The sequence below is a fragment of the Pseudomonas sp. URMO17WK12:I12 genome (genome assembly GCF_000514395.1).
GTDB lineage: Bacteria > Pseudomonadota > Gammaproteobacteria > Pseudomonadales > Pseudomonadaceae > Aquipseudomonas > Aquipseudomonas mucoides.
Window position 1 is genome coordinate 21,802 of the sequence record NZ_AZVV01000005.1, and the last position, 11,599, is coordinate 33,400.

Sequence of the window (11,599 nt, forward strand, 5' to 3'; positions counted from 1 at the left end):
CGGGCTGTGGTGGGAGTGGGCGCCATTCTACCTGCGGGGCAGGGCATGTAAACCGACGCCGCTTGCGCACATGCAGCTAGAATAGCCAAACATTTTTTCAGGAGGTGGCCGATGCAGGCTCTCGACGCTTTGCTCAACCGTGTTTCCGTTCCACGACTGCTTGACCCGGCACCGACTGCGGCGCAACGCGAAGTCCTGTTTGGCGCCGCCATGCGCGCCCCGGACCATGGTCATTTGCAGCCTTGGCGCTTCCTGACCGTCGAGGGCGCGGCGCGCGAGCAAATGGGCGAATTGCTGGCCGAAGCGGCGAAGTTGCAAGACAGCGAGGTGTCGGAGGCGGCGCTGGACAAGGCGCGCAACGGCCCGCTGCGCGCACCGTTGGTGGTGGTGGTGATTGCGCGGGTGCAGGATCACGTCAAGTACCCGAAATCCGAGCAACTGCTGGCCGCAGGCTGTGCAGCGCACGGAATTTTGCTGGCGGCGTATGCGCAAGGGATTGGCGCGGTATGGCGTACCGGTGAACTGGCCTACTCGGCGCATGTGGCCAAAGGGCTGGGGTTGGCGGAAGGGGAAGAGGTGATTGCGTTCCTTTACCTGGGCACACCGCAAAAAGAACCGCGTGTGGCCGAAAAAGCCGACCTCGCCGAGTTCGTCAGCGCGTGGCCTGCCAAGTCCTGAAGATCAAAAGAATCGCAGCCTCGTTTCACTCGACAGCTGCTACAGGTGCACACAGACCTCTGTAGCAGCTGTCGAGTGAAACGAGGCTGCGTGCTTTTTACGGTTGGACGACCGCCCCTGGCACCAGCGGCAATTCCAGACTGGCCACAAACCCGCCCTGCGGATGATTGGCCAGTACCAGACTCCCGCCATGACGTTCTGCCGCGCGGCGCGCGATCGCCAAACCCAGGCCATGCCCGGCGGCCGTTTGCCCTGGAGCTCGATAAAACGGCTCACCCAACTGATTCAAATGCTCGGTGTTCACGCCCGGTCCATGGTCACGCACGCTGACCACAATGCGCTCACCCTGACGCACGGCCTTCATTTCAATCGACTGCCCCACCGGATTAAAGCGCTGGGCGTTGCGCAGCAGATTGTCGACGGCGCGCTCGATCATCGTCGGCCAGCCCTTGAGGTTCAGTTGCGGTTCTGCCTCAAGGCTTACGTTCTGTTCCGGTGAACCCAGTTGCGCATCCTTTTGCAGCGTATGAAGCATCGCGTTCAGGTCGACCTCTTCGGCACTGGCGTTGTCGGCGTCGACCCGCGCCAGTACGAGGATTTCGCTGATCAACGCTTCCAGCCGGTCGCATTCGCGGGTCAGGCGCGGCCAGAGTTTTTCCCGTTCTTCAGGGTTGGCCCGTTCCGCCAATGCCAGGGCAATGCGCAGTCGAGCGAGCGGGGAGCGCAATTCATGCGACACATCGCGCAGCAACTGCCGCTGACTGCCGATCAAGCTTTGCAGGCGTGAGCCCATGCGGTTGAAATCGTTGGCCAGCACGCCAAACTCATCGCGCCGGTTGGCCAGTTTCACCAGACTGTTCTGCTGATAAGTGGTTTGTCCCAGGTCATGCACGGCGCTGCGCAAACGGCTGAGCGGGCGGGTAATCGACAGGGTGACGAACAGGCTGAACAAGGTCAGCACCACCAACGCGATGCCCAGCGCACTCAACGGCCACAGCAGGCTTTCGCGGTGCCAGGAATCCAGTTCCGGGTGCGGAATGCGATAGATCAGCAGGTAGGTGTCGCCGGTTTTCTCGCTGGTGTATTCCGCGGTCAAACGACGCCATGGCAGGCGCCGGTCATCGTTGTTCTGCCGCGCTTCGAACGCGGCTGCGCGACGCGGAAAGGTCCCACGGACGACCGGGTCGCCGCTTTCGTTCAACACCTGAACGTCGATGTGATATTGACGTTTGCGCTGTTCCAGAATGTTTTGGGCGGCTTCTTCGCCCTGGGATTCGTAGGTTTGCGTCCACTCTTGCGCGAGGGTATTGAGGCCTGGATGGCGACTGAGGATCCACGCGTCCTGATTGAGCATGTGCCCCAGCAGAATGGAGAGCCCTGCCACCAGAGCGATGGCCAGCCAGAAGCTGGCCAGGATACGCCAGAACAATGAACGCACAGAAAATCCTCAAGCTGACGCAAGATCCTTGTAGGAGCGAGGCTTGCCCGCGAAGGCGATTTAACATTCAACATCTCTGTTGATTATGAAATCGCCTTCGCGGGCAAGCCTTGCTTCTGCAGTGGTAACAGACCCAACGGGGTTGGCCGTTGGGTCCGGGGTCAGCGCATTATTGCGCTTTTTGCGGTTGTTGCGCTTTCCAGGCCTTGAACTCGGCCCACTCGGCGCGACGCTCAGCCTGCTTTTTCTGGATCTCGTCGAATTTCTTCTGTTGATCCGGTTTCAGCACGGCGCGTACATCGGCTTCGGCTTTCTGATGCTTGGCGGTCATTTCGTCTTTCAGGGCTTTCTGGTCGGCTGGCGAGAGTTTCTCCAGGTACTTGTCGACCAGTTGCTTACGCTCGTGCATCTGCTCGCCCATGATCTTGCGGATCTGCTCGCGCTGTTCGCGGCTCAGGTCAAGCTGACTGTACGGGCCTTTACCGTGCATGCCGTGCATCTGACCGCCGTGGTGCGAGCCATCCATCGGCCCATCCATCGGGCCGGTGCCCTCAGGCATGGCCATGGCAACGGTCGGCAAAGCGGCGGCGAACATCAGAGCGATAAGAGTCTTGCGCATGGTGAATCTCCTTGTCTCGTTCCCGGTACGTTCCGGATGAGTACAGATTACGCAGATCAAGGTCAGCGGCGGTCAGCGGAGCGTAAAGCTTGGGTAAAGACGATTTCCCGCCGACCTGACACTTCCACCACCTTTTGGACACACATGGCCCATGTAGCAGCTGTCGAGCCTGCGAGGCTCGACAGCTGCTGCAGGGAATCGCGTTCGGGATTAGAGGCTGTAGTAGTAACCACGGCTGCGCAGCGCAACGATGCGCGGGCGGCCGTCGGGGTGCGGGCCGATTTTCTTGCGCAGGTTACTGACGTGCATGTCCAGGCTGCGGTCGTACAGGGTCAGCTTGCGGCCGAGGGCGATTTGCGCCAGTTCCTGTTTGTCCAGCGGCTCGCCGGGTTGCTTGAGCAGGGCTTCAAGCAGACGGCTTTCGGAGACGGTGAGGGTGAATTCCTGTTCATCGATGCTGACCACGCCGCGCACCGGGCTGAAACACAGGTCGCCCAGTTCCAGCTGGCTGGACACTGCCGCCGGATGGCTGCGACGCAACACCGCGCGCAGGCGGGCTGTCAGTTCCCGTGGGTCGCAGGGTTTGGCCAGGTAATCGTCGGCGCCCAGTTCCAGGCCGAGGATGCGGTCCAGTGGCTCGCCGCGTGCCGACAGCATCAGCACCGGCAGGTCCGGGTGATCGCTGCGCAATTGCTTGAGCAGCTCCAGACCGCTGCCGTCGGGCAGCATCACGTCCAGCACCACGGCGGCGGGAGAGGTTTCGGCCAACGCGCGGCGGGCACTCTGGCCATCGTGGCAGGCACGGACCTGAAAGCCTTCCTGGCTCAACCAACTGCTCAGAAGCTCGCACAGCTCCTGGTCATCATCAATTAGTAACAGCTCGCTCATGAATCACTCAATTTAGCCATTGCCGACGTTTTCTGGTGGCACCACTGGCGAAGATACCGCAGAGCAGGGCCAATAGCGCTACTCCACCGCCGATAACAAACCATTGCTGCTGATCAGTCAGCAGACGTGGCAACGGGCTACTGGCCTGCGCTTCCTTGAGTTGCAGCTTGAGGCGCTGATTCTCTTGGCGCAACCGGCTCAGTTGAGCGCTTTCGCGTTCGGCATCGGTATTTTGCAGTTGCTTGCTCAATTCTTCCCGTTGCTGCTCGCTGACCTTCAAGCGTTGCTGCAACTCGCTAATCTGGCTGCCGGCGCTCAGGGACAAAGGCGTCGAATTAGCGCCCTCGGCGCTTTCTTCACCGTGGGCCGGGGCCATGATCGACAACGTCACCAACAACAGACACAACGGACCCTTGCGCATCGCGACTCCTGATTCCAATCGAGTGATTGGGCAGGTTGTCGGCAGGCAAACAAGAATAATGAGCGTTGAGAGCGCGATGAACCGACAAGGTTCAACGCGCGGGGGGCATTTGTGGGGGGAAGTTACGGCAGGACTTGCTTGAACGGCTTGACTGAAACGTTGGCGTAGACGCCTGCAGCGATATACGGGTCGGCGTCGGCCCAGGCCTGTGCGGCGCTCAGGGAGTCGAATTCGGCGACGATCAGGCTGCCGGTGAAACCCGCAGCGCCCGGATCATTGCTGTCGACCGCCGGGTGCGGACCGGCCAATACGATGCGGCCTTCGCCCTTGAGCACTTGCAGGCGCTCAAGGTGGGCAGGGCGCGCGGACAGCCGGGCTTGCAGCGAGTTGGCGACGTCTGTGGCAATGATTGCGTAGAGCATGTCAGTCCTCGGTTTTTGGCGTAGTGGTGTCGGTGTCGTGCAGGTGGCGGGACAGGTAAATGCCCTGGCCGACCAGGAACAGCAGCGTCATGCCCAGGCTGCCGAAGACTTTGAAGTCGACCCAGTAGTCCTGAAAGGTGAACGCGACGAACAGGTTGGCGGCGCCGCAAAACAGGAAAAAAGCGATCCAGGCGATGTTCAGGCGCGTCCAGACGGGCTCTGGCAGGGTCAGTGCATGGCCCATGATGCGCTTGATCAAAAGGCTGTCACCGACGAAGTGGCTGCCAATGAACGCGAGGGCAAACAACCAGTTCACTACCGGCGCTTTCCACTTGAGGAAGGTTTCGCTGTGGAACGCCAGGGTCAGGCTACCGAAGACCAGGCAGGCAATGAGGGTCAGCCACTGGCTCTTCTCAAGCTTGCGCTGCTTGATGAACAGCGCGCCGTAAACCACCAGCGAGCTGATGATCAACATCGCGGTGGCGCTGTAGATACCGCCTACAGTCAACTCATGACCGCCGATGTCGACGACCCGTGGGTCCAGTTTGAAGACGATGAAAAACAGCAGAAGCGGGATGAAATCGATGAATTGTTTCACAGTGGCAGCCAGAAGCAGGATGTGGCGGCATAATAACAAACATATGGGCGCGCGATAGCGCCAGCTGATTTGAGGTAACAAAGTCCTGTGAATGTTGATTTGCACTGCCATAGCACGGCCTCCGACGGCGCCCTGGCGCCTGCGGTACTGGTTGCGCGTGCGTTCGAGAAAGGCGTGCGAGTCCTGGCCTTGACCGATCACGACACCCTTGAGGGCCTCGATGAGGCCCGCACAGCCGCGACGGCGCTGGGGATGCAACTGGTCAATGGCGTCGAATTGTCCTGCACCTGGGGCGGCGCGACCATTCACGTGTTGGGTTACGGATTTGATGTCACGGCGCCGCCGTTGGTCGAGGCGATCGCAAAATTGCACGATGGCCGTTGGCTACGGTCCGAAGAAATAAGCCGCAAGCTGGCGTTGAAAGGCATGCCGGGAGCGCTGGAAGGTGCCCGCGCCATGCAGCAGGAGCTGGGCGATAGCGGCAACGCGCCGGCCCGTCCGCACTTTGCCGACTGGATGGTGCGTGAAGGGTTCGTAAAGGATCGCGCCGAAGCCTTCCGCAAATGGCTGGGCGCCGGCAAGCTGGGCGACGTCAAGCAACACTGGCCGACCCTCGAAGAAACCGTCGAAACCCTGCGCGCGGCGAAGGCCTGGGTCAGCCTGGCGCATCCCTGGCACTACGATTTCACTCGCAGCAAGCGTCGTCGCCTGATTTCTGACTATATTCAAGCCGGGGGCCACGCGATTGAAGTGGTCAATGGTCATCAGCCCGCCGAACAAGTGGGCAGCCTGGCCATTCTTGCCCGTGAGTTCGGTCTGCTGGTCAGCGCCGGCAGTGATTTTCATGGCCCTGGAGGCTGGTCCGAGATCGGCGAATATCGCCCGCTCCCGGAGGATCTGCCACCACTGTGGTGTCGATTCAAACATGACCCAATTATTGCCGCCGTCTGAACAGGTAGAGAATGTGAGTCAATTTTTCCAGATTCATCCGGAAAACCCGCAAGCGCGCCTGATCAAACAGGCGGTTGAGATCATCCGCAAAGGCGGGGTGGTGATTTATCCCACGGACTCGTCCTACGCCATTGGTTGCCAGATCGGCGACAAGAATGCCGTGGACCGCGTACGCCGTTTACGCGGGCTGGATGACAAACACAACTTTGCGCTGATTTGCAGCGACCTGTCGCAGCTGGGGCTGTTCGCCAAGATCGATACCGGCACGTTCCGTCTGCTCAAGGCGCACCTGCCCGGGCCTTACACCTTTATTCTCAACGCCACCCGCGAAGTGCCGCGTCTGCTGCTGCATCCGAAAAAGCGCACCATCGGCCTGCGAGTACCGAGTCATCCGATTGCGCTGGCCTTGCTGGCCGAACTCGGCGAGCCGCTGATGAGCGTGACCCTGATCATGCCCGGCGACGAAGACCCGTTGAGCGATCCGTACGAAATGCGTCAATTGCTTGAGCATCAGGTGGACTTGATCATCGACGGCGGTTTCGGCGGGATCAAGGCGTCCACCGTGATCGACCTGACCGGCGACGACCCGGAAGTGATCCGTGTCGGTTGCGGCGACCCTGCGCCGTTCATGGCCGAGGCGTAGATGTCTGCAGTAGAACCCGCAGTCGACAGTCAGGCCGGAGCCCAGCAAGAGCTGCCCTTCGCGATGGTGTATGGCCAGGCGGTGCTGGAAATGCCGCTGGACCTGTACATCCCGCCGGATGCGCTCGAGGTCTTTCTCGAGGCCTTCGAAGGCCCGCTCGACCTGCTGCTGTACCTGATTCGCAAACAGAACATCAACATCCTCGACATCCCGGTGGCGGAAATCACTCGCCAATACATGGGCTATGTCGAGCTGATGCAGTCGGTGCGCCTGGAGCTGGCCGCCGAGTACCTGGTGATGGCCGCGATGCTGGCCGAGATCAAGTCGCGGATGCTGTTGCCCCGCGCCGAAACCATCGAAGACGAAGAAGAGGACCCGCGCGCCGAGCTGATCCGCCGCTTGCAGGAATACGAGCGTTTCAAGGCGGCCGCCGAAGGCATCGATGGCCTGACCCGTGTCGGGCGTGACGTGGTGGTGCCCAAGCTGGATGCCCCGGAAGCACGGGCGCGCAAACTGTTGCCGGATGTGCGCCTGTCTGAATTGCTGTTGTCCATGGCCGAAGTCCTGCGCCGTGGCGACATGTTCGAAAGTCACCAGGTCAGCCGCGAGGCGTTGTCCACCCGCGAGCGTATGAGCGATGTGCTGGATCGGCTCAAGGGCGGAGGTTTCGTGCCCTTTGTCGAGCTGTTCACGGCAGAAGAGGGGCGACTCGGGGTGGTGGTGACCTTTATGGCGATCCTCGAACTGGTCAAGGAATCCTTGGTCGAGCTGGTGCAGAATGAGCCGTTCGCAGCGATCCACGTGCGGGCCCGAGCCGAATAACGAGTTGAATCATGAACCTGACTGAACCCCGCGAGCTGGCGCCACTGCTTGAAGCCTTTCTGTTGGCCTCGGGAAAACCGCAATCGCTTGAACGCCTGTTCGAACTCTTTGAAGAGGGCGAGCGGCCGGAGCCGCCGGTTTTCAAGAAAGCGCTGACGATCCTGGCCAAGTCCTGTGACGGGCGCGCGTTCGAGCTGAAAGAAGTCGCCTCCGGCTATCGCCTGCAAATCCGCGAAAAATTCTCCCCGTGGGTTGGGCGTTTGTGGGAAGAGCGGCCGCAGCGATATTCCCGCGCCATGCTCGAAACCATCGCGCTGATCGCCTATCGCCAGCCGATCACCCGGGGCGAGATCGAAGACGTGCGGGGCGTGGCGGTCAACAGTCAGATCGTCAAGACGCTGATGGAACGCGAGTGGATCCGCATCGTCGGCTACCGCGATGTGCCCGGCAAACCGGCGATGTTCGCGACCACCAAGGCGTTTCTCGATCACTTCAACCTGAAAAACCTCGACGATCTGCCGCCGCTGGCCGAACTGCGCGAGCTGGAACCGGACCCGGTGCTCGATTTCGACGACGCGCCCGTGCCTGCCAGCCTGCAAGCGTTGGCGGACGCCAGTGCCGAGCCGGAAGAACCCAAGGAAGAAACCAGTTTCCACACGTTGTTGCTGGAGCTGGACACCATGGAGGAGGGGCTCAAGACCGACTTCGACGATTTGTTGCGCGATGGCGAGATGACTGCGGTTGAGCCTGACATCGACAGTGCACCTCCGGTTGAGCCCGAAGCCGCAGTCGAAACAGAGCCGGAACCGGAGCTCGAAGACGATATTCTGGGCGTCGCTGAAGCTCGCGAAAAACTATTGGCCGCGGTTGCCGCCCTCGAACAACCGAAACCCGAGCCCGAGCTGAGCGACGAAGAAGCCGAAGCCCGGGCGCTCGCCGAAGCCATCGAAGCCGAACGCCGCGAGTTCGACGATTGACGCAATCCCTGAGGTCCATGGAGATCCTTGTGGGAGCGAGCTTGCTCGCGATGAGGGCGTGTCAGTCAACATCATTGCTGCCTGACCCACCGCTATCGCGAGCAAGCTCGCTCCCACAGGGTTTCGTGTGTATAGAGACATTTGCGATGAGCTCAACCAAAGACCCCTGCATCAACCTCTGCAAATTCACCGACGACATCTGCCTCGGCTGCGGCCGCAGCAAGCGTGAAATCAGGGCCTGGAAGAAACTCGACAAGCCCGACAAACACACCGTTCTCGCTGAAGCATCGCTCAGGTTGATCAAACTCGGCGCCACCGGTCGGCGGAAAAACAAGTAAGTCCGCGTTCATCAGCTAGTCTCTGATGCGCAAATGCCCACATGAGCGTATGATTCGCGACCCTTCGGCGATCCCTTCGCCCAAGTGAACAGATTTACATCGCTTCAGGACCCTCACTTCAGAGCTTCCTGAACAGACCACACCGGGAGGTGCCCAGATGAGTATCAACGACCAGAAAGACGACCAGGAAATCGGCCCAGCAGGCGAAAAACTGCAGAAAGTCCTCGCCCGTATCGGCGTCGGCTCGCGCCGTGACGTAGAAGCCTGGATCAGCCACGGCCGCATCAAGGTCAATGGCAAAGACGCCACGCTCGGTCAGCGTGTCGACATGCATGACGCCATCACCATCGATGGCCGCGTGATCAAGCGCGAAGAAGCCGCCGAGTCGGTACGCCGCGTGATCATGTACAACAAGCCCGACGGTGAAATCTGCACCCGCCTCGACCCGGAAGGCCGTCCGACCGTATTCGACAAGATGCCAAAACCGAAAGAAGGTCGCTGGATCAACATCGGCCGTCTGGACATCAACACCACCGGTCTGCTGATGTTCACCACCGACGGTGAGCTGGCTAACCGCCTGATGCACCCTTCCTACGAAATGGACCGTGAATACGCGGTACGTGTACGTGGCGAAGTCGATGACGAGATGATTGAGCGTCTGAAAGCAGGCGTCGTCCTTGAAGACGGCCCGGCCAAGTTCACCGACATCAAGCAGGCGCCAGGCGGCGAAGGTTTCAACCACTGGTACCACTGCGTGGTGATGGAAGGTCGCAACCGTGAAGTTCGTCGTCTGTGGGAATCCCAGGGCCTGGTGGTCAGCCGTCTGAAGCGCGTGCGCTTCGGTCCGGTGTTCCTCAACTCCGACCTGCCGATGGGCCGCTGGCGCGAAATGAGCCAGTACGAAGTCGACATTCTGAGTGCTGAAGTCGGCCTGACGCCGGTTGCAATGCCGCAGATGAACGCGAAGAGCAAAGACAAGCTCGACCGTATGCAGCGTAAATCGTCGCGTCCGATGGGCAAGACCGAGCGCGTGCGCACCCTGCGTCCAGCGGCCGGTGCACAGCCAACGGTTGCTCCGCGTGATTCCCGTGAGCCGCATTTCGAAGGTGAACGTCCAGCCCGCAAGCCAGCAGCCCCTCGTGCTGATGGCGAGCGCGGTCCACGCACGCCACGTCCGGCCAACGGTCGCACCGAGCGCGGCGAAGGCCGTGGTGCGCCAAGCGGCGGTCGCAGTGATCGCGGTGCTCCGGCAGGTCGCGGTGAGTCGGGTCGCGGTACGCCAGTGGCGGACCGTCCTGCTGATACCAAGCGCCCGGCCAAGCCAGCGCCGAAGAAGCGCCCAGGCATCGTCCTGGTCGACAAGGACGCGCCATCGGGCAAGCGTCGCGGTGCGCCAGCCGGTTCGGGCCAGCGTCCGGGCTTTGGTCGTCGCAAGCCTGAGTAATCGGTAAGCACCCTATAAAAAACGCCATCCCTCGGGATGGCGTTTTTTTTTGCCTGACTGATCGGAATGCCTCAATGGACGCTCTGCGTCCGCTTCGAAAGGACGCGGGGCGTTCCCGGCTGCATACCCACGCGGAGCGTGGGAACGATCATTTAGAACACAAACCGCCCATCAAACACCGGCTCATCATCCAACGCCAACACGCCACCGGAGAAGATCAAATCCAGATGATGGCTGCCCTTGGCGCCACCGCCCAACCCAAGGTGCAGCCCGCAATGGCGCTCCTCGAACCCGGCATTGCGCGCATACAAGGCTTTCACCCCCTCATTGGTGCCAATCCCCAGTTCTTCAATCCTGCGATTCGACGGATTGGCCTCCAGGTATTGATTGAAGTCATGTTCCAGCCCCGGAACATCGGTGGCGATTTTATGGATGGTCGAGTTCTCGATCCATAACTCCAGCGGTGATTCCAATACGCCATATTTGCGCGCAAACGGAATTGTACTGAGAAAAGTCCCCATGAACTTCACACGCCCATTAATCGCTTCGCTGTGCGTGGCGATTTCACCGGGTGCCAGATCAAAGTTGCCGACACCGTTGATGTCAGTCCACTTTTTAATGCTGTTCAGCGGAGCGTCAAACCAGGAACCGTGTTCATCTTTGAAACTTAACGTCTTGGCCTGGGACAGGCGCTGGATCAAGTGGCTGTTCAGCCCGGCAATGCGTTGCGGGGTGACACTGAAGGTGTCGTAGAAGTAGTCACCGTAATCCTTGAACAGCAGCGACTTCTTCCAGTTCTCGGCCATCACCCCTTGCAGTGCGCGGACAAATTCCGGGCCTTCGGGGCGTGGGTTGGGCAGCGTGGAAGAGTCGTAGAAGAAAATGTACAGATCGCTGTCGGCAATGGCCTGGGCCAGCAAAGCCGTGGGTTCCAGATCAAGGCGTAGCGTGTTGAAACGGAAGGGTTGGCGGCCACCGGCGTGTTCGGCAATGGCGCCGGTCAGCGCCTCGTAATCGGCGGTGTGGCCAAGCAAGACCTTCGCCGGGTTGATGCCGGCAAGGGCTGGGTGTTGTTCGAGGTAGTAAAGAAAATGGGTAATGGCGCGATGCTTGTCCATGGTGTCCTCCGTGACGAACCGGGAAAAAGTGGCAGGCACAACCGGCCGGATTACGCCTGCCGGGAGGTCTTACAGAGGCCACATCGCCGTGCCGAACGGAACGACCGCGTCGGCTTGCATCATTTCTACGGCGGCTTCATGGGTCGGTGCTTCAAACCATTCGTCCAGTTGAAGTTCAGTTTCCAAGTCGTTGTCCAGTGCTTGCATGGTGAAACTCCTTAATGACTTTTGAGTAGAAACAA

At 60.3% G+C, this 11,599-nt stretch carries 15 protein-coding genes; 7 read left to right on the plus strand and 8 right to left on the minus strand.

Annotated features, from left to right (window positions below):
* Nucleotides 1-111 precede the first annotated feature (111 nt).
* Nucleotides 112-678, plus strand: coding sequence for a nitroreductase family protein (locus tag D882_RS0105420; protein WP_027922297.1), 567 nt, complete (start codon nucleotides 112-114; stop codon nucleotides 676-678).
* A gap of 97 nt (nucleotides 679-775) precedes the next feature.
* On the opposite strand, the gene D882_RS0105425 is transcribed toward D882_RS0105420, so the two are convergent.
* The 6 genes from D882_RS0105425 to D882_RS0105450 form a co-directional block, all read right to left on the minus strand.
* The gene (locus tag D882_RS0105425; protein WP_027922298.1) at nucleotides 776-2,116 is read right to left on the minus strand and encodes a cell wall metabolism sensor histidine kinase WalK; all 1,341 of its coding nucleotides are present in this window, start codon (nucleotides 2,114-2,116) and stop codon (nucleotides 776-778) included.
* Nucleotides 2,117-2,285: 169 nt separating this feature from the next.
* Entirely contained in the window at nucleotides 2,286-2,735 is a 450-nt protein-coding gene (locus D882_RS0105430; RefSeq protein WP_027922299.1) for a Spy/CpxP family protein refolding chaperone, read from the minus strand.
* A 210-nt stretch (nucleotides 2,736-2,945) separates the two neighbouring features.
* A complete protein-coding gene (locus tag D882_RS0105435) occupies nucleotides 2,946-3,623 on the minus strand; it encodes a response regulator transcription factor (protein WP_027922300.1) in 678 nt (225 codons plus the stop codon).
* Nucleotides 3,624-3,630: 7 nt separating this feature from the next.
* Nucleotides 3,631-4,044: a translation initiation factor 2 gene (locus tag D882_RS0105440; RefSeq protein WP_027922301.1), complete on the minus strand. Its 414-nt coding sequence runs from the start codon at nucleotides 4,042-4,044 to the stop codon at nucleotides 3,631-3,633.
* A gap of 122 nt (nucleotides 4,045-4,166) precedes the next feature.
* Nucleotides 4,167-4,466, minus strand: a complete 300-nt coding sequence (locus D882_RS0105445; protein WP_027922302.1) for a YciI family protein — start codon at nucleotides 4,464-4,466, stop codon at nucleotides 4,167-4,169.
* 1 nt (nucleotide 4,467) lies between these two features.
* Nucleotides 4,468-5,064, minus strand: a complete 597-nt coding sequence (locus D882_RS0105450; protein ID WP_027922303.1) for a septation protein A — start codon at nucleotides 5,062-5,064, stop codon at nucleotides 4,468-4,470.
* Nucleotides 5,065-5,151: 87 nt separating this feature from the next.
* On the opposite strand from D882_RS0105450, the gene D882_RS0105455 reads away from it, so the two are divergent.
* The 6 genes from D882_RS0105455 (at nucleotide 5,152) to rluB (ending at nucleotide 10,239) form a co-directional block, all read left to right on the plus strand.
* Nucleotides 5,152-6,015, plus strand: a complete 864-nt coding sequence (locus D882_RS0105455) for a PHP domain-containing protein (protein ID WP_027922304.1) — start codon at nucleotides 5,152-5,154, stop codon at nucleotides 6,013-6,015.
* A gap of 13 nt (nucleotides 6,016-6,028) precedes the next feature.
* On the plus strand, nucleotides 6,029-6,658 hold the full coding sequence (locus D882_RS0105460; RefSeq protein ID WP_032833461.1) for an L-threonylcarbamoyladenylate synthase: 630 nt from the start codon (nucleotides 6,029-6,031) through the stop codon (nucleotides 6,656-6,658).
* Nucleotides 6,659-7,480 carry a ScpA family protein gene (locus tag D882_RS0105465; RefSeq protein ID WP_027922306.1) on the plus strand — a complete coding sequence of 274 codons (822 nt, stop codon included), beginning with the start codon at nucleotides 6,659-6,661 and terminating at the stop codon, nucleotides 7,478-7,480.
* Between the two features lie 11 nt (nucleotides 7,481-7,491).
* Nucleotides 7,492-8,457, plus strand: a complete 966-nt coding sequence (gene scpB, locus D882_RS0105470; protein ID WP_027922307.1) for an SMC-Scp complex subunit ScpB — start codon at nucleotides 7,492-7,494, stop codon at nucleotides 8,455-8,457.
* 146 nt (nucleotides 8,458-8,603) lie between these two features.
* Complete coding sequence (locus tag D882_RS0105475) at nucleotides 8,604-8,795, plus strand: DUF1289 domain-containing protein (RefSeq protein ID WP_027922308.1); 192 nt, start codon at nucleotides 8,604-8,606, stop codon at nucleotides 8,793-8,795.
* A 157-nt stretch (nucleotides 8,796-8,952) separates the two neighbouring features.
* Complete coding sequence (gene rluB, locus D882_RS0105480) at nucleotides 8,953-10,239, plus strand: 23S rRNA pseudouridine(2605) synthase RluB (protein ID WP_027922309.1); 1,287 nt, start codon at nucleotides 8,953-8,955, stop codon at nucleotides 10,237-10,239.
* 152 nt (nucleotides 10,240-10,391) lie between these two features.
* Here the strand turns inward: rluB and D882_RS0105485 are convergent, their stop codons facing one another.
* Together D882_RS0105485 and D882_RS1000000132845 are read right to left on the minus strand one after the other, a co-directional pair.
* Entirely contained in the window at nucleotides 10,392-11,357 is a 966-nt protein-coding gene (locus D882_RS0105485; RefSeq protein ID WP_027922310.1) for a hypothetical protein, read from the minus strand.
* Between the two features lie 69 nt (nucleotides 11,358-11,426).
* Nucleotides 11,427-11,564: a hypothetical protein gene (locus D882_RS1000000132845; protein ID WP_027922311.1), complete on the minus strand. Its 138-nt coding sequence runs from the start codon at nucleotides 11,562-11,564 to the stop codon at nucleotides 11,427-11,429.
* Between the last annotated feature and the right edge of the window lie 35 nt (nucleotides 11,565-11,599).